This is a genomic window from Bradyrhizobium sp. MI1.11 (assembly GCF_055811255.1).
The window spans coordinates 45,083-65,719 of sequence record NZ_JBVVPM010000045.1 but is presented as its reverse complement, the minus strand read 5'-3'; the positions used below and the strand labels follow the sequence as shown (position 1 = coordinate 65,719).

At 64.3% G+C, this 20,637-nt stretch carries 17 protein-coding genes; 7 read left to right on the top strand and 10 right to left on the bottom strand.

The annotated features are described in order from the left end of the window. Positions 1-232 precede the first annotated feature (232 nt). From AC0L30_RS32110 to AC0L30_RS32095, 4 genes are all read right to left on the bottom strand, one after another. Entirely contained in the window at positions 233-1,420 is a 1,188-nt protein-coding gene (locus AC0L30_RS32110; RefSeq protein ID WP_007602007.1) for a DegT/DnrJ/EryC1/StrS family aminotransferase, read from the bottom strand. Positions 1,421-1,430: 10 nt separating this feature from the next. Next, a complete protein-coding gene (locus AC0L30_RS32105; protein WP_007602006.1) occupies positions 1,431-2,435 on the bottom strand; it encodes a Gfo/Idh/MocA family protein in 1,005 nt (334 codons plus the stop codon). A 184-nt stretch (positions 2,436-2,619) separates the two neighbouring features. Next, entirely contained in the window at positions 2,620-4,032 is a 1,413-nt protein-coding gene (locus tag AC0L30_RS32100) for a mannose-1-phosphate guanylyltransferase/mannose-6-phosphate isomerase (protein ID WP_035995653.1), read from the bottom strand. A gap of 7 nt (positions 4,033-4,039) precedes the next feature. Beyond that, positions 4,040-4,366, bottom strand: coding sequence for a Rossmann-fold NAD(P)-binding domain-containing protein (locus tag AC0L30_RS32095; RefSeq protein ID WP_035994555.1), 327 nt, complete (start codon positions 4,364-4,366; stop codon positions 4,040-4,042). Between the two features lie 216 nt (positions 4,367-4,582). Here AC0L30_RS32095 and AC0L30_RS32090 point away from each other — a divergent pair, with 216 nt between their 5' ends. Together AC0L30_RS32090 and AC0L30_RS32085 are read left to right on the top strand one after the other, a co-directional pair. Continuing rightward, on the top strand, positions 4,583-5,542 hold the full coding sequence (locus tag AC0L30_RS32090) for a lysylphosphatidylglycerol synthase transmembrane domain-containing protein (protein ID WP_007602004.1): 960 nt from the start codon (positions 4,583-4,585) through the stop codon (positions 5,540-5,542). Continuing rightward, a complete protein-coding gene (locus tag AC0L30_RS32085; RefSeq protein WP_007602003.1) occupies positions 5,539-6,558 on the top strand; it encodes an MraY family glycosyltransferase in 1,020 nt (339 codons plus the stop codon). Before AC0L30_RS32090 ends, AC0L30_RS32085 begins: the two co-directional genes overlap by 4 nt. A gap of 6 nt (positions 6,559-6,564) precedes the next feature. Here the strand turns inward: AC0L30_RS32085 and AC0L30_RS32080 are convergent, their stop codons facing one another. The 4 genes from AC0L30_RS32080 to rfaD form a co-directional block, all read right to left on the bottom strand. Then, positions 6,565-8,478, bottom strand: a complete 1,914-nt coding sequence (locus tag AC0L30_RS32080) for an SDR family NAD(P)-dependent oxidoreductase (protein ID WP_007602002.1) — start codon at positions 8,476-8,478, stop codon at positions 6,565-6,567. Positions 8,479-8,560: 82 nt separating this feature from the next. Next, a complete protein-coding gene (locus tag AC0L30_RS32075) occupies positions 8,561-9,847 on the bottom strand; it encodes an O-antigen ligase family protein (RefSeq protein ID WP_473406049.1) in 1,287 nt (428 codons plus the stop codon). Beyond that, positions 9,844-11,328: a D-glycero-beta-D-manno-heptose-7-phosphate kinase gene (gene rfaE1, locus AC0L30_RS32070; protein ID WP_007601998.1), complete on the bottom strand. Its 1,485-nt coding sequence runs from the start codon at positions 11,326-11,328 to the stop codon at positions 9,844-9,846. Before rfaE1 ends, AC0L30_RS32075 begins: the two co-directional genes overlap by 4 nt. A gap of 11 nt (positions 11,329-11,339) precedes the next feature. Continuing rightward, complete coding sequence (gene rfaD / locus AC0L30_RS32065) at positions 11,340-12,320, bottom strand: ADP-glyceromanno-heptose 6-epimerase (protein WP_007601996.1); 981 nt, start codon at positions 12,318-12,320, stop codon at positions 11,340-11,342. 174 nt (positions 12,321-12,494) lie between these two features. Here rfaD and waaF point away from each other — a divergent pair, with 174 nt between their 5' ends. Both waaF and AC0L30_RS32055 read left to right on the top strand, forming a co-directional pair. Continuing rightward, on the top strand, positions 12,495-13,565 hold the full coding sequence (waaF, locus tag AC0L30_RS32060) for a lipopolysaccharide heptosyltransferase II (RefSeq protein ID WP_354202121.1): 1,071 nt from the start codon (positions 12,495-12,497) through the stop codon (positions 13,563-13,565). Further along, positions 13,558-14,088, top strand: a complete 531-nt coding sequence (locus tag AC0L30_RS32055) for a D-glycero-alpha-D-manno-heptose-1,7-bisphosphate 7-phosphatase (protein ID WP_354202120.1) — start codon at positions 13,558-13,560, stop codon at positions 14,086-14,088. The genes waaF and AC0L30_RS32055 overlap by 8 nt, the downstream gene beginning before the upstream one ends. Positions 14,089-14,316: 228 nt before the next feature. On the opposite strand, the gene AC0L30_RS32050 is transcribed toward AC0L30_RS32055, so the two are convergent. Then, a complete protein-coding gene (locus AC0L30_RS32050; protein ID WP_473406048.1) occupies positions 14,317-15,354 on the bottom strand; it encodes a glycosyltransferase family 4 protein in 1,038 nt (345 codons plus the stop codon). 125 nt (positions 15,355-15,479) lie between these two features. Between AC0L30_RS32050 and galE the strand changes: the two genes are divergently transcribed. The 3 genes from galE (at position 15,480) to AC0L30_RS32035 (ending at position 19,151) form a co-directional block, all read left to right on the top strand. Then, on the top strand, positions 15,480-16,493 hold the full coding sequence (gene galE, locus AC0L30_RS32045; protein ID WP_473406047.1) for a UDP-glucose 4-epimerase GalE: 1,014 nt from the start codon (positions 15,480-15,482) through the stop codon (positions 16,491-16,493). Between the two features lie 118 nt (positions 16,494-16,611). Next, complete coding sequence (locus AC0L30_RS32040) at positions 16,612-18,414, top strand: ABC transporter ATP-binding protein (protein ID WP_007601991.1); 1,803 nt, start codon at positions 16,612-16,614, stop codon at positions 18,412-18,414. Between the two features lie 35 nt (positions 18,415-18,449). Then, on the top strand, positions 18,450-19,151 hold the full coding sequence (locus AC0L30_RS32035; protein ID WP_007601990.1) for a fumarylacetoacetate hydrolase family protein: 702 nt from the start codon (positions 18,450-18,452) through the stop codon (positions 19,149-19,151). A 64-nt stretch (positions 19,152-19,215) separates the two neighbouring features. Here AC0L30_RS32035 and AC0L30_RS32030 read toward each other — a convergent pair whose 3' ends face one another. Then, the gene (locus tag AC0L30_RS32030; RefSeq protein WP_007601989.1) at positions 19,216-20,556 is read right to left on the bottom strand and encodes an MFS transporter; all 1,341 of its coding nucleotides are present in this window, start codon (positions 20,554-20,556) and stop codon (positions 19,216-19,218) included. Positions 20,557-20,637 lie beyond the last annotated feature (81 nt).

The following is a 20,637-nucleotide window of genomic DNA, read 5'->3' as shown; positions in this document are numbered from 1 at the left end:
TCTGCTTCACCGCCATCGTCATTCCTCCAAGGCTTTGCCTTAGAGAATCACAATTGACGGATTACGCAACAAGCCCCTTGTGGGAGAGGGCAGCGCCGCAAGTAGACACAAGCTCATTGGGGTGGGGGGTCTCTCTCCCAGCTTTCGATTCGGAGAGAGACCCCTCACCCGTCTCGCCGCTATCGCGGCGAGCCACCCTCTCCCGCAAGGGGAGAGGGTGAGCACGGCGAAATCAGGTTGAAAGCGCGCCCCGCACGGCCGCGATGATTCGCTCCTGATCGGCTTCGGTCAGATAGGCATGCATCGGCAGGCTGATGACGTCCTGCGACAGGCTCTCGCAGCCCGGCAGGCCGCCCTCGGCGACCGGGTGCTGCTTGTAGGCCGTCTGCTGATGCATCGACTTGCCGTAATAGATCGCGGTCGGCACGCCCTGGGCCTTCAGCGCGGCGGCAAAGCGGTCGCGGTCGGTGCCCTCAGGAAGGCGGATCGTGTACTGCGCCCAGACCGAACTGTTGCCGGGCGCCAGACGCGGCACGGTGACGACGTTGGAGAGACCGCGCGCGTAGCGCTCGGCGACCTTGTTGCGGGCGGCGATCTCGTCGTCGAAGATCTTCAGCTTCTCGATCAGGATCGCGGCCTGCATGGTGTCGAGCCGGCCGGTCAGGCCGAGGCGAACGTTGTCGTATTTGTCGACGCCTTGCCCGTGCACGCGGATACTGCGCAGCGTCGCCGCGAGCTCGTCGTCATCGGTGAAGATCGCGCCGCCGTCGCCGAAGCAGCCGAGCGGCTTTGCGGGGAAGAAGCTGGTCGCGGTGGCGAGCCCAAAGGTGCCGAGCTTGCGGCCCTTGTAGCTCGCGCCAAAACCTTGCGCGGCGTCGTCGAGTACGAACAGGCCTTCGGCCTCGGCGATCTCGGCGATGGCGTCGTGATCGGCCGGCTGGCCGAACAAATCGACCGGAATGATCGCGACCGGCTTGAGGCCGGCTTTGCGGGCGGTTGCGATACCGCGCTTGAGCGATTCCGGGCTCATGTTGAAAGTCGCTTCGTCGACGTCGACATAAACCGGCGTCGCGCCGGTCCGCGCCACGGGCGAAGCCGTCGCGATGAACGTGAAGGACGGACACAGCACGGCGTCGCCAGGCCCGACATTCTTCGCCATCATCACCATCAGGATCGCGTCGGTGCCGCTGGCGCAGCCGATGACGTGCTTGGCGCCGGAATAGACCGCAAGCTGCTTCTCGAGCTCGGCAACTTCGGGGCCGTTGACGAACTGACAATGATCGAGAACGCGCTTCACGGCGGCATCGAGCGAGTCGCCGAGCCGGCGGCGCTGCGAGGCGACATCGATGAATGGAATGGGTTCGGAACGCAGATGCTGGTTCATGGCCTGGTTCTTGGCGCCTTCTTGAGTGGTCGGCATGGATGAGGAATCAACCCGCGACGCGGCGCGGACCCTTGCGGGCCGACGACGTGGCCGCGGGCCGCGACGGCGTTTCCAAGCACTGCGTCGCGATCTCGAGGCTGGCGACACCTTCGTCGCCGGTGACCGCCGGCGTCTCGCCGTTGCGCACGGCCTTGAGGAACGCGATCAGCTCGGCGCGGAGCGGCTCGTCATGGCCGACCGGCAGATGCCGCATCGAATAGCTGCCGTCAGGCTTGAAGCCGAAGCATTCGGTGACCTGGCGCGTCAGGAGATCGCCCATCACGTATTTGCCGCGGGTCGCGACCGTGACGCTGCGTGCCTTGAACGGCGTCAGCCAGTTGGTATTGATGTGCGCGAGCACGCCGTTGGCAGTGCGGAACTGCAAGAGCGCGATGTCCTCGCGCTCGGCGACCGCGCTCGACAATTGCGGCTGCACCTCGACGATGTCGGATTCGGTGAACCAGCGGATCAGATCGATGTCGTGCACGGCGAGATCGATGACGACGCCGACATTGGACATGCGCGGCGGGAACGGGCCGACGCGCGTGATCGCGATCGACAGAATATCCTCGCCGGCGATCGCCTGCTTGACGGCGGCCACAGCCGGATTGAAGCGCTCGACATGGCCGACCATCAGCGTCACGCCGGCCATTTGCGCAGCAGTGACGATCTCGCGGCCTTCCGCGACCGTGGACGCAATCGGCTTCTCGACCAGCACGTGGATGTTCTTGGCGATGCAGGCGAGCGAGACCTCGTGATGCAGATGGGTCGGCGCCGCGATAGTGACGGCATCGACGCCTTCGGCCAGCAGCTGGTCGAGCGTCTCGAAGCTCGCGCAATTGGCAAGCTCCATCGCCCGCGTGCGATGTGCCGGCGAAGGATCGACGACGCCGACGAGGCTGACGCCGGGAAGACCCGCAAGCACGCGCGCGTGGTTGCTGCCCATCACGCCGGCACCAATGACGCCGACGCGCAAGCCGGCCTTTGCCGGTGCAGATCCTGTGGAACTCATTTGAGCAAACCCCGATTCAACGCAAATCCCCAGGGCGCTTCTAGCACGGACGCCACATTTGTGGCGAATGCGGAGCTAGCGGTCCGGACACGATTTGATTCAAAAAGTTACACGTTTCCCGGGCCTTAAGCCTCTGAAAGAGACCATCCTTTTGGCCCGGGTCGCGTGATTCGGAGTGTGCTGGTTACGACCTTTGATAGTCGTCTTCAATCCGGATGATGTCGTCTTCCCCGAGATAGCTTCCCGTCTGGACCTCGATCAGCTCCAGCATGATTTTACCGGGGTTCTCCATCCGGTGCACCGCGCCCATCGGGATATAGATCGACTCGTTCTCGTGCACGCTTTTGACGGTCTCGTTGACGGTGACGCGGGCCGTGCCGCGGACCACGATCCAGTGCTCGGCGCGATGATGGTGCTTCTGCAGCGACAGACGTCCGCCCGGCTTGACCACGATGCGCTTGACCTGGTGGCGCTCGCCATTGTCGACCGATTGGTAGCTGCCCCAGGGCCGATGCACTTTGAGATGCTCCTCGGTGACCTTCGGTGCGACCGCCTTGAGTTTTGTGACCAGCCGCTTGAGCCCGTTGGCATCCTTCTGGCGCGAGACGAGAACCGCATCGGCAGTCGCAACCACGATGAGATCATCGACGCCTTCGAGTGCGACCAGCGCAGAGTCTGTGGTGACGTTGCAGTTGCGGGAATCCTCGAAAACCGCACTGCCATGGGAAGCATTGCCTTGCGCGTCCTTGTCGGACAATTCCCACACCGCGTGCCAGGAGCCGACGTCGGACCAGCCGCACGACACCGGCACCACCGCGGCGCGCGCGGTCTTCTCCATCACCGCATAGTCGATCGAGATCGCCTTGGCCGCGCCGAACGCCTCGGGCTCCAGCGTCACGAAGCCGAGATCGCGGCCGGCGTTACTGACAGCATTGGAAATCGCCTCCACGCTTGCCGCATCGACCTTGCGGTATTCGTCGAGCAGGACGCTGGCCGGGAACATGAAATTGCCGCTGTTCCAGAGATAGCCGGAATTGAGGTAGTCGGCCGCCTTCACCGCATCCGGCTTCTCGACGAAGCGCGCGACCGCGTGCACCTCGCCGGAGATGACCTCGCCCGGGCTGATATAGCCGTATTCGGTCGCCGGCCGCTCCGGCTTGACGCCGAACGTGACGATGCGCCCGACGCTTGCGGCGGTAAGCCCTTGGCGGCACGCCGCGACGAACGCGGCATTGTCCTGCACCACGTGGTCGGCGGCGAGCGCGAGCACGATCGCCTCACTCGAACGGTTCTGTGCGAACACCGCGCCGGCGGCGATCGCCGGGCCGGAATCGCGCCGCATCGGCTCGAGGATCACGTCGGCCTCGATGCCGATTTCGGCCAGCTGCTCCAGCACCATGAAGCGGTAGGAGGCATTGGTGATGACGATCGGGCGATCGAACAGCGAAGCCTCTGAGACGCGCAACAGCGTGTCCTGGAAGGTCGAGCGCGCGCCGAACAGCGGCAGGAACTGCTTGGGGCGTACCTCGCGCGAAGCCGGCCACAGCCGCGTTCCGGCACCGCCGCACATGATCAGGGGGATAATGCGTTTGTCCATCGTCATTTCAAACCTTGAACTCGTCCCGATACCGGGTGACAAAATTATGAACTCCGTGCGCGATCGGCGTTGACGGTGCAACGCCGGCGTCGCGCATCAGATCATCGACATCCGTGAACGTTTCCAAAAGGTTTTCCGGCTGGATCGGCAGCAATTCTTTGATCGCCGTCCGACCCAGCTCCTGCTCCAGAACTCCGACGTGCGTCAGCTCTTCCGGATGGTGGTTGCCGACATTGTAGACCCTAGACGGCGCATTTGCGGCAGCCGGGTCATCCGCGGGCACCAAGCCGATGAAATCGGCGGCACACGTGACCAAAATCGCATGATCCGCCATCCTGTTCCCAAGGACTGCTTGGCCCGATCTGTCGCTCGATCTTTCGCCCGAGGCGCCTCTTTAGCCGCCGCGTCGACCGGGTCGCAACAGCCCCACCGCCCTGCATGAGGGCTCCCGATCACCGCTATTGCAAGATCGGCGCCAAAACCATACCAAAGCGGCCGAATTCGGCGCCTTGCGTCGGGTTGCTTCAAAACCCTTGTTCATGCGGGCGAAATGCGCCGAATCCTGCTGTCGACGGCCAAGATCCTGATTTCCGGGGCGCTGCTGTACCTGGCGCTGCGCAAGGTCGATCTGTCCGAACTGTTTTCGCGTTTCACCGTGACCAGCCTGTTCTGGATCGGCCTGGCGATCGCCGTCACGTTCCTGCAAATCTTCGTCGGCGTGTTGCGCTGGCGCGAGATCAGCGCCGCATGCGGCGCCCCGCTCGAGCTCAGCCGCGCCATGCGCTACAACGTGATCGGATCGTTCTTCAACCAGACCCTGCCCTCGGCGATCGGCGGCGATGCGGTCCGGCTGTGGCTCGTCGCGCGCGCCGGCGCCGGCTGGCGCGCTGCGACCTACTCGATCTTTGTCGACCGCGCGATCGGTTTGATCGCGCTCGCGATCATGATCGTGGCAAGCTTGCCGTGGAGCTACGCCCTCATCTCCGATCCGCACGGGCGCTCCGCCCTGCTGCTCGTCGACTTCGCCGCGCTTGCGGGTGGTCTCGGCTTCCTGGTCTTCGGCGCGCTGCAATGGCGCTGGCTGAAAACCTGGTGGGCCACGCATCACATTCACGCCTGTGCGGTGATCGCCAACCGAGTGATCTTCAGCCGCTCGCGCGGACCGGCCGTCGTGATCCTGTCGCTCGCCGTGCATGTGCTGGCCGTCGTGGTCGCCTGGTGCGTCGTGCAGTCGATCGCGGCGCCGGTCGGCTTCAGCGACGTCTTTATGCTGGTGCCGCCGGTGATGCTGATCACGATGATGCCGATCTCGATCGCCGGCTGGGGCGTGCGTGAAGCCACCATGAGCCTCGCGTTCGGCTTCGCGGGGCTGGCCGCCAACGAGGGCGTCAACGTCTCGCTGCTGTTCGGCGCCGTGTACTTCATCGTCGGCGCGATCGGCGGCTTGGTCTGGATCCTGAGCGCCGAGAAAGCCGCGCAGGGATCGGCGCCGCTCGGGGTGCCGGAGTGAACGGGTCCGTCGACGCGCTCGGCGCGATACCATCGCTGCTTGCCGTTGCGATTGCCGCGCTGGTGTCGGGCGTCATCACCTGGACCAGCCGCCCCCTGCTCCAGCGTTACGCATTGGCACGGCCCAACGCGCGGTCCTCTCACCGTATCCCGACCCCGCAGGGTGCGGGCATCGCGGTGATATCAGCGACGCTGCTGGTCGCATCAGCCTGGGCAGCCTGGGCGAACGTCGCGATTCCGCCGGCGCTGATCGCTGCGACGGTGTTGATTGCCGCGGTCGGATTTGCCGACGACGTCAAGTCGCTGCCGGTGCTCGTGCGTCTCGTGCTGCAGGCCGCAGCGGTCGGCGCCGTCGTGTTCACCACGCCCGAGACCGCGCGCATCGTGCCGGCGCTGCCGCTCGCGCTGGAGCGCGGACTCATCCTGCTGGCGGGCGTGTGGTTCTTGAACCTCGTCAACTTTATGGACGGGCTCGATCTGATGACGGTGGCGGAAGTCGTGCCCGTCAGCGCGGCGCTGCTGCTGCTGGGACTGCTCGGCGATTTGTCGTGGCCGGCCGCGCTGATCGCCGCGGCGCTATGCGGCGCCGTGCTCGGCTTTGCGCCGTTCAACAAGCCGGTCGCAAAAGTCTTCCTGGGCGACGTCGGCAGCCTGCCGATCGGCCTTTTGCTCGGCTGGTGCCTGCTCGAGCTCGCCTGGCGCGGGCAGCCCGCCGCGGCGCTGTTGCTGCCGGCCTATTACCTCGTGGATTCGACCATCACGCTGTTCCGGCGCATCGCAAGGCGCGAGCAATTCTGGTCGGCGCATCGCTCGCATTTCTACCAGCGCGCCACCGATCACGGCTTCACGGTCTCCCGCGTGATCGGGGAGGTGTTCGCACTCAATCTCGTGCTCGCGGGGCTTGCCATCGTCACCGCTCGCGCCGGCTCGGTGACGATCACGCCGATCGCACTGCTGGGGGGCGCAATCGCGATCGGCGTCGTGCTGCGGCGCTTCTCGCGCCGTCCGGCGTCTTGAAGGACATCAAGCCGCGGTCGAGCCAAATTCCGGAACTGCATCCTTCAGGATGGTTCGGATGGCGGCGCGATCGTCGCGCACGATCGCTTGCTCAAGCGTCGCAATCCATTTGCGCAGCGTCTGCATCGGCGGCTCGTTCGGCTGCGCCGCCATGATCCCAGCAACTCCGATCTCGCGAGTCGGCTCCGCGGAGGCGAACAGGATTTCGTGCAGGCGCTCGCCCGGTCGCATGCCCGTGAACACGATTTCGATGTCGTAACCGGGTTGCAGGCCCGAGAGACGGATCATGCGCTCGGCGAGATCGACGATCTTCACCGGCTGGCCCATGTTGAGCACGTAGACCGACACGTCCGAACGCCGCGTTCCGAGCGCATGCGTTGCCGCCGTGATGACGAGATCGCAGGCCTCGCGGATGGTCATGAAGTAGCGAACCATGTCGGGATGCGTGACCGTCACCGGGCCGCCTGCCTCAATCTGGGCCTTGAACTTCGGAACCACCGAACCGTTCGAGGCCAGAACGTTGCCGAACCGGACCGAGATCAGCCGCATTGGCGGCTTGGCGCTGCCGCTGCCTGCGGCAAGGTCGTGATCGAGCGCCTGGCAGTACATTTCCGCAAAACGTTTGGTCAGGCCGAGCATTGACACCGGTTCGATCGCCTTGTCGGTCGAGATCATCACCATCTCCTCAGCACCGGCCGCCACGGCGGCATCCGCAACGTTGATCGTGCCGAAGATGTTGGTCTTCACGCCTTCGCTCCAGTCGCGCTCGAGAATGGGAACGTGCTTGAGCGCCGCGGCGTGGAACACGATGTCCGGCTTGAACTCCGTCATGAGGCGCATGATGCGCTCGCGGTCGCGAATGTCGGCGATCCGGCCTTCGATCTCAGCTGCCGCACGATGCGCAGCAAGCGCTTCCGTGATCGCGTACAGCGCCGGCTCGGAGTTTTCCACGATTAGGAGCCGCGCGGCGCCAAACGCGACGACGCGCTCGCAGATCTCTGAACCAATCGAGCCGCCGCCCCCGGTGACGATCACTGCCTTTCCGTTGATCAGTGCTTCAAGGCGTGCATAGTCGATCGTCTCGCTCGGCCGCAGCAGGAGGTCTTCGACCGCGACCGCGGTGAGCCGCGGCGCCTCGCCGCCTTCGAGCGATGGCATGCGGCTCACGATCACGCCTAGCTTGCGTGCCCGCATCAGGATCGATTCCGGATGGGCTTCCGGTTCGAAGGCCGAAGGCGTCATCACGACACGGGCGATCGCCTTATTGCGCTTGGCAAAATCACTAATGACGTCTTCGACGTCATCGATGCTGCCCAGCACCGGCACGTTGCGGATGAGCTGGCCCAGATCGGCACGCGACGGCGACAATATGCCGACCGGCCAGATCCGCTTGATCGCTCCGCTCTCGATGCCGCGGAGCAAAACCTCGGCATCCGCAGTCCGCCCGATCAGCAGCGTCGGCGCGGTGTCATTGATGCGGGCATGTCGCCGCACCCGCGCGTATCGGAAGTAGCGGTAGGTCATCCGCAGCGCGCTGAGGAATGCGATCTCCAGGAACCAGTAGAGGACGATGGTCACCTTGCCGACAAAGAAGCTGCCACGGACGTTTGGTGCAACGAAGATGTAGTCCAGCACGAGCAGGGCCACCGTCAGCACGGTCGCGGCGCGGATGATGTTCAGCGCATCCGGCAGCGAGATGAAGCGCCATTTCGTCGTAGTCAGGTTTAAGGTGAAGAACACAACCACGCTGAAGGCGAGGAAGTAGGGCAGCATCTGCAACAATAGCGGCAAGCGTTCGAAGAAGCCGTCGCCACCTTCAAAGCGCAAATAGAAGGCGGCAAAGAGCGCCGCCGCGGTCGCTAGCAAGTCGTGGAGCGCGATCAGGAAATTGCGCGAGGTGAGATGCGAAAGATGCGTCATCCGCCGACCAATGAAACCCAGTTAGATTGCAATCTGACGCGCTGATAGCCCATCTGAACCAGACTTGCCAGCCGCGCGACGCTCAGGAACTGGCTTCCCTCATCTTGGCCTCGACCTGATGTGCCCGAATCACCATTCCGCCGGCTACGCCGACGCCAATGACGTACATCCAGCCCTCGTGGAAGTCGAACAGGTGGGAGTTGAACAACGAGGTGAAGACGTTCTGCACTACGACTAGCAATCCGATACAGTTGGCAAGTCCGCTGCCGCGAAACAGCCGCAGATGCAGCATCCAGATAGCGTAGAGGACGACGATCCCGATGACGCCCCATTGCACGGCAACGTTCAGCGTCTGATTATGCGGATTGCCGATCACCTCGGCGGATGCCAAGTACTGGCCTTTGGGCGTTGCGACCCGCTCGAACAATCCGCGCGTCGAGCCCGTGCCGTGTCCTTTGATGGGCGCCTCCGCGAAGAAGCCGAGCGACTTCCGCCAGAATTCGAGCCGTAGGCCCAGCGAGGTGGGCTCGCCCCTTTCCACATAGCGCGTGTAATCGTCGGTAAACCTCTCAGCCGTCTGGCGCAAATGCGGCGAAGCCTGCCAGGCCAAAAAAGCGCCGGCGAGCAGCGCAGCGGCGACGATCGCAATGTTGCGCCATTTGAGATGAACCAGCGCAAACACGCCGAACATGATCGGAATGGTGACGAGTGCGGTGCGCGACACCACCACGAAGATCATATTGACGAAGAAGCTCAGCGCAACCGCCGTGAGCACCCCGGCTAACCAGTATCGCTTTTTGCGCAGCAGCGTCACGATCGGATAGGCGAGCGCGACCGCGCTGAGGGTGAATTCCTGGCTCTGGTCGATGTAGTTCTTAACGAAGATGCCGCGTTCGGGCGCATCGGTCTTGAGCGCGAGGTCCGGGTAGAAGGCCACCAGCCAGGACATCATCGACAACAAGGCGCAGGATGCCAAAAAGGCGATGAAAATCCAGTGCCCGCGTGGCGAGCGCTCGAAATGGTAGAGCAGGACGGGTAGCACCAGCAGCTTGATGGTCGGATTGACCGCATAGAATCGCGCGCCCCAGGTCGCATCCGACCAGAGTGTCCCCACCAGCGCGATCAGCACCAGCGCGATCGGCGCGATGCAGATCGGCCGCTTCAGCGATTGCAGGAACGCGCGGACGTCGAGGAACGGCACCATGCACAGCAGCATCAGCGCGTTGAAGATCCCCGCAAGCGAGGTCGACCAGGGCAGGGAAGCCGCGGTCAGGACCGCAAATATATCAACGGTCTCGCGCCAGGCCATGGGGCTGCGCAGCCGGCGAAGCACCATCTCGCCCATCGTCTCGCGTGCGAGCGCTGTCACTTGTCCCCTCCCCGGGCGCGATGCACCAACGCGGTCGTACTGAAGCCCTGGAGGATGTCGACCAGCACGACCGTTCCGCCCGCGGCCTCGACGACCTCATGGCCGACCACCTGCTCGCGGGTGTAATCGCCCCCTTTGATCAGCGCGCTCGGCTTGATGCGGGTGATCAGGTCGATCGGCGTATCCTCATCGAAAATAACGACGAGATCGACCGCTTCGAGCGCCGCCAGCACTTCCGCACGCGCTCGCTCGTCCTGAACAGGGCGGTCGGCGCCCTTCAGCCGCCGCACCGAGGCGTCGCTGTTGAGGCCCACGATCAGGCGGTCGCAGGCGGAGCGCGCCGCTGTCAGCACCTTGACGTGGCCGGGATGCAGGATGTCGAAGCAGCCATTGGTGAAGCCGACGCGCTGGCCTTGCTTCTTCCATTCCGCGAGCTGCGCGTCGATCGCACCGGGCTCGAGCACGATCTTCTCTTCGGCCGCGAGATAGGCATGCGGCAATATCTTTCGCTTCAGCTCGGCCACACTCACGCTGGCGGTGCCCTGCTTGCCGACGGCGACGGCGGCCGCGGCACTGGCCATGCGAAGCGCCGTGTCCCAGTCTGCGCCGGCGGCGAGCGACACCGCGAGCGCGGCGGCAACGGTGTCGCCGGCGCCGGAGACGTCGCGCACCTTGACCGGAAACGCCGGAACGTGAACGGCCTCGCCATTGCGCGGCACCAGCGTCATGCCGTGCTCGCCTTGGGTGACCAGGATCGCCTCGCAATCGGCGAGCCGCATCACGTCCTCGCTGGCATCGACGATGCTCTGCGGCGTGTCGGCGCGGCTTCGGGTCGCTTCCGAAAATTCCTTGCGATTGGGCGTGAGCAACGTCGCGCCGCGATAGATCGCCCAGTTCAGGCTTTTGGGATCGACGATTACGGGCTTGCCGAGTTTTCGCGCGGCATCGATGGTGTGGCGGATGACGCGGGCAGTCAGCACGCCCTTGGCGTAATCGGATAGCAGCACGATGTCGGCGCGCGCGATCTGCGGCAGGATCGCCTCGATCAGCTTGGTCTCGATCGGATCGGAAGCAGGCTGTGCCTGCTCCCAATCCGCACGCAGCATGTGCGTGGAAAAATGCTCAGAGACGAAACGGACTTTTCGCGTGGTCGGACGCGAGGGATCGCACACCAGCACGCTTTCGATCGCGCCCTGCTCCGCAAGCGTCGAGGCGAGCTGCCTGCCCGCCTCGTCGTCACCGACGAGGCCGACGAAGATGCAGCGCGCGCCGAGCGCGGCGACGTTGCGCGCGACATTGCCGGCGCCGCCGATATGGATCTCGCTGCGCTGTGCCGCGATGACAGGCGCCGGCGCTTCCGGCGAGATCCGCGATACCTCGCCATAGACGAACTCGTCCAGCATGATGTCGCCGATGCACAGCACCCTGCGGCCCGAGATGGCTTGTGCGAGGGCATCGAAATCGAGAATGGGCGTCGGCATGGTGATGGGCCTCAGCGGAAGCGGTCGGGCCGGTCGAGATAATCCCCGACATAGGCCTTCACCGCGTCCTCGAGCGTCGTGAAACCGCCATTATAGCCGGCGCGGTGGAGGCGATCGACCTCGCTCTGGGTGAAGTACTGGTAGCTGCCGCGGATCTGCTCGGGCATGTCGATGTATTCGATGTTGGGGCTGGCGCCGAGCGCGGTATAAGCCGCCAGCATCAAATCCTTGAAGCTGCGCGCTTTGCCGGTGCCGACATTGAAGATGCCGGACACCGAGGGCGTCGCCAGCAGCCACATGATCACGCGCACGACGTCGTCGACATAGATGAAATCGCGGCGCTGATCGCCATCGGCAATGCCCTCGCGATGCGACTTGAACAATTGCACGACGCGGCCGGCTTTGACGTCGTCGAAGCGGCGCGCCAGCACGCTCATCATCGAGCCCTTGTGGTATTCGTTGGGGCCGAACACGTTGAAGAATTTCAGCCCGGCCCATTGCGGCGGCAGCTTCTCGCCGTTCGCTGCGCGCTCGGCGACGGCGAGATCGAACAGGTGCTTGCTCCAGCCGTAGAGATTCATCGGCCGCAGTTTTTTTAGCGCAGGCACGGAGCTGTCGTCGTCAAATCCTGCCTCGCCGTCGCCATAGGTCGCCGCCGAGGAGGCGTAGATCAACGGCACGGCATTCGCCGTGCACCAGTCCAGGAGGCGCATCGATAGGCGGAAGTTGGTCTCGAACACCAGGTCGCCGTCGGTCGCAGTGGTTGCGGAAATCGCCCCGAGATGGATCACCGCATCGAGCTTGCGGCCCTTCAGCCAGTCCGGCAGCTCAGCCGGCGGCACGATGTCCACAAGCTGCCGCTTGGCGAGGTTGCGCCATTTGCCCTCGTTGCCAAGGAGATCGCAGACCACGACGTCGCTGCGGCCGGCCTCGTTCAGCGCGGCGACGACATTCGATCCGATAAAACCGGCCCCGCCGGTCACCAGCAACATTCCAACTTCCCTGCCAGATTTTGCCTGCCCGAAGTTTTGCGGCCCGGTTCTGCCCTAGCGCATGATCCGCCAAAGTGTAAGCGGTTTTGGGATTGCCGCTCGGCCGGCTTTACCTGCCGGTCCGGAGCGGCTAACCGAAACCGCCACATCAGCGCACCTACGGCCCTATAACTAATGAACCAAGATTCGCAGCTTAGTGGACATGTAGATCGGAGCGACACGCGCCCGATCCTGATCGTCCCCTACATGTGGATCGGCGATTTCGTCCGGAATCACACCGTCGTGCGGGTTCTGAACGAGCGCTGGCCGAACCGGCCGGTCGATCTGCTCACGACCTCTCTATGCGCGCCCTTGGTCGATTACATGCCGGGCGTGCGCGAAGCGATCGTCTGGGACCTGCCGCGCGGCCGGCTCGCCGTGGGCCGCCAGCTCGGCCTGGCGAAGCTCCTGCGCGAGCGGAACTACGGCACCGCCTTGGTGCTACCCCGGACCTGGAAGGCCGCAATTGCGCCCGCTTTGGCCGGGATTCCGGAAAGGGTCGGCTTCGTCGGCGAGTTCCGATTCGGCCTGCTCAATCGCTGGCGCTGGGGCGAAAAGAAGCTGCCCCGCTTCATCGACAAGAACGCCGCCCTCGCCCAGCCCGATGGCGCCCCGCTGCCGGCGGAATGGCCGGTGCCTCAATTGCGGGTCCCGGCCGAGGACGTCGTTCGCTGGCGGCAGGCCAATGGCCTCAGCGCCGGCGCTGCCGTAGCGCTCGCCCCCGGCTCGGTCGGGGTGTCAAAACGCTGGACCTATTATCCCGAGGCCGCCCGCTTGCTCGCCGAGCGCGGCCTTGAGGTCTGGGTTGTCGGCGGCCCCGGGGAAAAGGGCCTGGCGCAGGAGATCGTCGCGGCTGGCGGCGCCGGGGTGCGGGACCTTACCGGCAATGATCTGCGCAACGGCGCGCTGGCCATGGCCGCGGCCGGCGTCGCGATCTCCAACGATTCCGGCCTGATGCACATCGCAGCCGCCCTCGGCACGCCGACAATGGGCATCTTCGGCCCGACCAGCCCCTATCTCTGGGCCCCCCTCAACGGCCTGGCCGCGACAGTGGTCCAGGGCAAGAGCGTGCTCTCCTGCCAGCCATGCCAGAGCACGATCTGCAAGATGAACGACCACCGCTGCATGCGAGATATCGCGGCGCAGGAGGTGGTCGAGATCGCGAGAGACGTGCTTGTGAGGACGCAGGGACTTGGAAATGTTTGACGGCCGCGCGGCGAAGCCCGCCGCATTCCTCGATCGCGACGGCGTCATCAACCATGACGATGGCTATATCGGGACGCAAGACCGCATCCGCTGGATGCCCAACGTTGCCGGGGCCATTCGCCGCCTCAACGAGGCCGGCTATTGGGTGTTCGTCTTCACCAACCAGTCCGGCGTCGCGCGCGGCCTCTTCACCGAAGTCGATGTGAACCGGCTGCACGGCTGGATGCGTGACGAACTCGCCCGTGACAGCGCACGGATCGACGACATCCGCTTCTGTCCATACCATCCGCAAGGAACGGTCGCCGGCTACATCGGAGAGCATGATTGGCGCAAGCCGGCACCTGGTATGTTGCGCGATCTCGTCCAGCACTGGCCGGTGCAACTCGACGGCAGCTTCGTAATCGGAGATCAGGCCCGGGACGTCGAGGCCGGCAAGGCGCTCGGACTGCCGAGCTTTCTCTTTCCAGGCGGTGATCTCGACGCGTTCGTGACCGAGGTGCTCGCCCGGACCAAGCGACCTTAGATTGCGGCGATCCGGCGGGACAATGAGTGGAGAAAGAACGTCAACGGGTCCCGTGCCGGAGCGCATCCCCGGAGGCCGCGCACAACCTGCAATGTCCCCTACTGACCTTAGGTGTCTCGTCCGACGGCTCAAACAAGCTCGTAAAATTCGCATTTGCATTGTATGGGCCGCGAAGCCATTGATTCCGCTGCCCCAGCTACTGTGCCGGGAAATGTTTTCTCCGCTCGCTCAGAGCAATGGCCGATAGACCTCACCGATCCGGGCCGCCTCGGCATCGAGGCTGAACCGTTCGAGCACCCGTGCCCGCCCGCGTTCGCCCATCGCGGTTGCGGCAGCCACATCGCGCATCAGCGGCTCCAGCGCTGCGGCCAACGCATCCACATCACCGGTGGGGATCAGCACGCCTGTCACGCCATCCTCGACCACGAGTTCGGCCGCGCCCGCGCGCGCGGCGACCAGCGCGCTGCCGGCCGCCATCGCCTCGATCAGCGTCAGGCCAAAACCTTCGTTGCGCGAGGTGAAAGCGTAGATCGTCAGCCGCTGATACCAGCGCTGCACGTCTTCGATCGGGAGTTCGCCGGTGATGACGATGCGCGATTCCAGACCGGCGGCCTCGATCCGCTTCTTCAGGTCGTTTGCAAAAGCGGTTTGCTCGGCTGTGACCTGACCGACGATGATTGCGGTGAAATCCGGATAGCGCGGCAGCAGGCGGCACATCGCATCGACAAACACATCGGTGCCCTTCTGCGCGCGCACGCGGCCGAAACAGCCGATCGCGTAGCGGCCCGACAGCGCGGCTTCCGCGAAAGTAGCCGTGCGGTCGAGCGGCGGCGCATAGATTTCGGTGTCTACGCCATGCGGAATCACCGTCGCCTTCACTTTCAGGAACGAGGCCGAAAGATCCGATGTCGCGATGATCGCGTCCATGCGCCGGATCAGCCAGCGCGTGATCCAGCTATGATGGCGCTGTGCCGCCGAGGTGAAGACGAGCTTGAGCGGCCAACCGAGCGCGCGCAACAGCACGCCCGCGATCATCTCGTTGTTGCGGCGCGCGTGCCAGATCACCGGGGCCTTGCGGCGCCATAACTTCAGGAGATCGCCACCATTCAGGCGCGCGATCCCCTCCGGCGCGTCGGAGCCGAACCACGCGGCGCGAAACAGCTTTGCCAGCCGCGGCGCCACCATCCGGTTGGTCGCGGTGACCCCGGAATAGCGCCTGTGCAGATTTGGCACGATCACTTCGAGATCGCCTGGGGAATTCGCCACGCCACGCTCCGTTTCGAAAGTCCCTATACGCAACATTAAGCATAGTGACCAGTTCAGCCGCGCCGATACCCACTCTTCACCACGTAAACGTTAGCTTGGAGCATTGATCGAAGACGGGTGAGATCATGACTGTGCTTGTCACCGGCGGTGCCGGCTATATCGGAAGCCACACGGTTCTGGCGCTGGCGGAAGCCGGCGAGGACGTCGTCGTGATCGACGATCTCTCCACCGGTTTCTCGGCCTATCTGCCCGAAGGCGTGCCGCTGTTCATTGGCGATGCCGGCGACGAGAACCTGCTCGAAGGCGTGATCGCCCAGCACAACATCGAGAGCATCATCCATTTCGCGGGCTCGGTGGTCGTGCCGGATTCGATGCGCGATCCGCTCGGCTATTACCGCAACAATTTCACGACCGCTCGCAACCTGCTCAATGTCGCAGTCAAGCGCGGCATCGACCGCTTCATCTTCTCCTCGACCGCGGCGGTCTACGGCGATCCGGACCAGGTGCCGGTGCCCGAGCATGCGCCGACACGGCCGCTGTCGCCCTACGGGTCGTCGAAGCTGATGACCGAGATCATGCTGCACGATGTCGCCGCCGCCTACGGCATGCAATACGTGACCCTGCGCTATTTCAACGTTGCGGGCGCCGATCCGCAGGCCCGCATCGGCCTTGCCACCATCGGCGCCACGCACCTGCTCAAGATCGCGGTGGAAGCCGCGACCGGCCAGCGCGCCAAGATCGACGTGTTCGGCACCGACTATCCGACCCCGGACGGCAGCTGCATTCGCGACTTCATCCATGTCACGGACCTGTCGCAGGCGCATCGCGCGGCGCTCGCTTATCTGCGCAACGGCGGCGCCTCGACGACGCTCAATTGCGGCTATGGCCGCGGCTACTCGGTGCTGGAGACCATCGACGCAGTGCGCCGCGTCTCGGGCCGCAGCTTCGCCGTGCAATACGCCCCGCGCCGGCCCGGCGACATCATGACCATGGTCGCCGACACCAGCCGCATCCGCGGCCTGCTCGACTGGAAGCCGCAATACGACGATCTCGAGACCATCGCAGCCCATGCGCTGGCCTGGGAGGACAAGCTGTTCCGCGAGCGTCACGGCGAGCTCCGCCACGCCGCCTCGGCCTAGATTCAATCCGGGCGCAAGCCCTTAATTGGGCTTGAAAAGCGCTGGCTTAGCGGGCACAGAGGCCGTTCGATCCCTGACGCGCGGGCAGGCTTATTCCTGTGCCGTCAATGGACTGCGGATGGCTCAGTTTCCAAAGAAAATCACCGACGATCCCTATGCGGCAGCAGTGCTGATTCGCCGCCTGGTCACGGAACAGGGGATCCTCTACTGGCGGCGCTACCTCGTCGCCTTCGCGCTGATGGCGCTTGCCGCCGGATCGACCGCGGGCGCGACCTACGTGCTCGGCCAGGTCATCAACCAGGCCTATGTCGACAAGAACATCCCGGGCATCGCGATGTTCTCGGGCATTACCGTGATCCTGCTCTTCATCAAGGGCGTAGCGACCTACGGTCATATGGTGATCCTGACCAAGATCTCCAACGCGATCCTCGCCACCAACCAGCGCCAGCTGTTCGCCAAGCTGATGCGCGAGAGCGTCGGATTCTTTTCCGAGCGGCATTCGTCGGAATTCCTGGCGCGGCTGACCGCCGGCGCAAAGTCCATCACCGATGTCCTCAACATGCTGGTCAATGCGGTCGGGCGCGACCTCATGATGCTGCTCGCCATGATCGGCGTGATGGTGTGGCAGGATCCGGTGATGTCGTTCATCGGCCTCGTCGCCGTGCCGCCGGCCATGCTGGTGCTGCGCAAGCTGGTCAAGCGCATCAAGGGGCTCGCCTACAACCAGTTCACCGGCACCGCCGACATCCTGGAGACGATGCAGGAATCGCTGCAGGGCATCCGCACGGTGAAAGCGTTCACGCTCGAAGACACCATGCAGAACCGCATCGACGAGAACATCGCGATCGTCGAGCGCAACGCCAACAAGATGGCCCGCGTCGCCAACCGCTCCAATCCGCTGATGGAGATGCTCGGCGGCTTCGCAGTCGCCGGCTGCCTGCTCTATGGCGGCTATAGCGTGGTCGCCCTCAACGCCACGCCCGGCGCGTTCTTTTCCTTCATGACCGCTTTCCTGATGGCGACCGAGCCGGCCAAGCGGCTGGCGCGGCTCAACATCGACCTCAACAGCCAGCTCGTCGGCGCTCGCATGCTGCTCGAAGTCGTCGACAGCCCCGCGAGCGAGCATTCCGACGACGACAAGCCGGCGCTGAAACTATCGACTGCACGCATCGAGCTGCGTGAGGTCAGCTTCTCCTATCGCAACGGTGAGACCGTCCTCAACCGCATGAGCTTTGTTGCCGAGCCCGGCAAGGTCACTGCGCTGGTCGGCCCCTCCGGCGGCGGCAAATCAACCGTGCTGGGGTTGCTGCTGCGCTTCTACGAGGTGACGCAAGGCGAGATCGTGATCGACGGCCAGTCGATCGGCGCCGTCTCGCGAAAATCGCTGCGGGCCCAGACCGCCTATGTCGGCCAGGACGTCTACCTGTTCCGCGACACCATCCGCAGCAACATCGCCTTCGGCCGCGCGGGCGCGACCGAAGAACAAATTATCGATGCTGCGAAAGCAGCCTGCGCGCATGATTTCATCATGGGCTTCCCGCTCGGCTACGACACGCCCGTCGGCGAGCACGGCACGCAACTGTCCGGCGGCCAGCGCCAGCGCATCGCGGTCGCGCGCGCGCTGATCAAGAACGCGCCAATCATCCTGCTCGACGAAGCAACCGCCGCGCTCGATTCCGAGTCCGAGCGGCAGGTGCAGGAGGCGATCGAGCATCTTTGCCAGAACCGCACCACAATCGTGATCGCGCATCGCCTGCACACCATCATGCACGCCGATGCGATCCTGGTGGTCGAGGGCGGCGAGATCGTCGAGCAGGGCCGGCATGACGAGCTGCTCCGCCGCGGCGGGCGCTACGCCTCGTTCTTCCGCCTGCAACATCACGACGCCGGCGCTCTGGCGCCGATCAGCGCAACCGCATAGAGTTCCTTTCACCTCAAGAGCAGCGAGATCGCACCATGAACGCCGCCTCCTACGTCATCCCGCTTCCGACCCAGGCTTCGCTTCCCGTCGTCGGGGAAAGCGGCCGTTATCCCGTGCGCCGCATCTGGTGCGTTGGTCGCAACTATCTCGAGCACATCCGCGAGATGGGCAATGACGAGCGCGCCCCGCCGTTCTTCTTCGCCAAGCACGCCGACATGCTGGTGCCGGACGGCGCCACCATTCCCTATCCGCCGCTGACCAAGGATCTCCATCACGAGGTCGAACTGATCGTCGCAATGAAGAGCGGCGGCCTCAACATTCCCGCCGAGAAGGCGCTCGACCATGTCTACGGCTATGCCGTCGGCATCGATTTGACCCGCCGCGACCTGCAGATCGCTTCGCGCAAGAAGGAGCGTCCGTGGGAGGTCGGCAAGTCGTTCGACTATTCGGCGCCTTGCTCCGCGGTGCAGCCGGCATCGAAGATCGGCCACCCTGCCAAGGGCAAGATCTGGCTCACGGTCAACGGCAAGGAAGCGCAGAAGGGTGACCTCACCGAGCTGATCTGGAACGTGCCCGAGATCATCTGGCAGCTCTCGCAGCAGGTGAAGCTCGCCGCCGGCGACATCATCATGACGGGCACGCCGGCCGGCGTGTCGCAGCTCCAGCCCGGCGACAAGCTCGAATGCGGCGTCGACGGCGTCGGTACGCTGAAGGTGAGCATCGATCAGCCGGAATAAGGCTGAGCTCGAGATCACGGGACAGCAAAGCCCCGGGCATCGCGTCCGGGGCTTTTTTGCGGATTCAAGTTCGTCGCTCGTACGCCCCTGCCGCGTTGATGTCCTTTCCGGTGTAATCGGTCATCATCGCCGTCGCGACCAGCGTCACGACCGCGCAGATCGCGATGTAGACCGCGATCGCGGTCGCCGAGTGGAAGGTGCCGTACAGCCAGGTGGCGATCAGCGGCGCGGGGCCGCCGGCGATCACGGATGCGAGCTGATAGCCGAGTGAGGAGCCGCTGTAGCGCAGGCGTCCGGTGAAGCTCTCGGCGATCAAGGCGGCTTGCGGTCCATACTGCATGTCGTGCGGAATCAGCGACAGGATGATCGCGAGGAAGATGATGGTCAGCGACCCCGTATTGAGCATGGCGAAATAGACGAAGCCGAAGATGCCCGTCACGGCAGCGCCGAGCATATACATGTTCTTGCGGCCGATCTGATCGGAGATATGTCCGCACAGCGGGATCGACACGAATGACAGCACCGAGGCCGAGAGCACCGCGGTCAGCAGGAAGTCGCGTGATACGTGCAGGGTGCCGATGCCATAGGAGAACACGAAGGCCGTGAAGATGTAGAACGGGGCCTGCTCCGACATGCGCGCAAGCGCAGACAGTAGAATCTCCTTCGGATATTCCCGGATCACCGTGAGCATCGGCGTGCGATCGACCTGGCGTTCGGCCACGAGCTTGGAGAACACCGGGGTTTCGAGAATGCCGAGCCTGATATAGAGGCCCACGCCGACCAGGATGATGCTGAGCGCGAAGGGAATACGCCAGCCCCATGCCAGGAACTGATCACCCGCCATCTGGCTGAACACCAGCACGGCAAGATTGGCCAGGAAAAGCCCGCAGGGCACACCGAACTGCGGCCATGATGCGATCAATCCACGGGATCGGTCGTTGCGCGCCCATTCCATCGACATCAGTACCGAGCCGCCCCACTCACCGCCGACGCCGACGCCCTGAATGAACCGCAGCACGGTCAGGATCACGGCGCCCCAGATACCGATGCTGGCATAGGTCGGCACCACGGCCACGGCAGCGGTCGCCAGTCCCATCAAGAGCAGCGTCGCGATCAGCGTGGATTTACGTCCGATGCGGTCGCCATAGTGGCCAAAGATTGCCGCGCCGACGGGCCGCGCGGCGAATCCGACCGCGTAGATCGCAAACGCCTCCAGCGTGCCGACCCAGGGATCGGAGTGAGGAAAGAAGAGCTTTGCGAAAACCAGACCCGTGACGGTGCTGTAAAGAAAGAAGTCATACCACTCGATCGCGGTCCCGATTGTGGAGGCGATCACGGCGCGGCGAAGCTGGCGCTGATGCTCGGGGGCAGAAAGCCGGGTGGCGTCGAGATCGAGTGTTGCCATGGGAGCGCATCCTCAGATTGGCCCCCGCTTGCGTGTTTTCACCTGTTATTGTTGCCGAAAAAACGACGTTGGGTTCCAAGA

Excerpts from the sequence above, each read along its gene's own strand:
- AC0L30_RS32080 (WP_007602002.1), bottom strand. The coding sequence starts at position 8,478 with ATGACGCATCTTTCGCATCTCACCTCGCGCAATTTCCTGATCGCGCTC.
- AC0L30_RS32095 (WP_035994555.1), bottom strand. The coding sequence starts at position 4,366 with ATGGCGGATCATGCGATTTTGGTCACGTGTGCCGCCGATTTCATCGGC.
- AC0L30_RS32035 (WP_007601990.1), top strand. The coding sequence starts at position 18,450 with ATGAACGCCGCCTCCTACGTCATCCCGCTTCCGACCCAGGCTTCGCTT.
- AC0L30_RS32055 (WP_354202120.1), top strand. The coding sequence starts at position 13,558 with ATGTTTGACGGCCGCGCGGCGAAGCCCGCCGCATTCCTCGATCGCGAC.
- AC0L30_RS32110 (WP_007602007.1), bottom strand. The coding sequence starts at position 1,420 with ATGCCGACCACTCAAGAAGGCGCCAAGAACCAGGCCATGAACCAGCAT.
- AC0L30_RS32105 (WP_007602006.1), bottom strand. The coding sequence starts at position 2,435 with ATGAGTTCCACAGGATCTGCACCGGCAAAGGCCGGCTTGCGCGTCGGC.
- waaF (WP_354202121.1), top strand. The coding sequence starts at position 12,495 with ATGAACCAAGATTCGCAGCTTAGTGGACATGTAGATCGGAGCGACACG.
- rfaD (WP_007601996.1), bottom strand. The coding sequence starts at position 12,320 with ATGTTGCTGGTGACCGGCGGGGCCGGTTTTATCGGATCGAATGTCGTC.
- AC0L30_RS32040 (WP_007601991.1), top strand. The coding sequence starts at position 16,612 with ATGGCTCAGTTTCCAAAGAAAATCACCGACGATCCCTATGCGGCAGCA.
- AC0L30_RS32030 (WP_007601989.1), bottom strand. The coding sequence starts at position 20,556 with ATGGCAACACTCGATCTCGACGCCACCCGGCTTTCTGCCCCCGAGCAT.
- rfaE1 (WP_007601998.1), bottom strand. The coding sequence starts at position 11,328 with ATGCCGACGCCCATTCTCGATTTCGATGCCCTCGCACAAGCCATCTCG.
- galE (WP_473406047.1), top strand. The coding sequence starts at position 15,480 with ATGACTGTGCTTGTCACCGGCGGTGCCGGCTATATCGGAAGCCACACG.
- AC0L30_RS32090 (WP_007602004.1), top strand. The coding sequence starts at position 4,583 with ATGCGCCGAATCCTGCTGTCGACGGCCAAGATCCTGATTTCCGGGGCG.
- AC0L30_RS32100 (WP_035995653.1), bottom strand. The coding sequence starts at position 4,032 with ATGGACAAACGCATTATCCCCCTGATCATGTGCGGCGGTGCCGGAACG.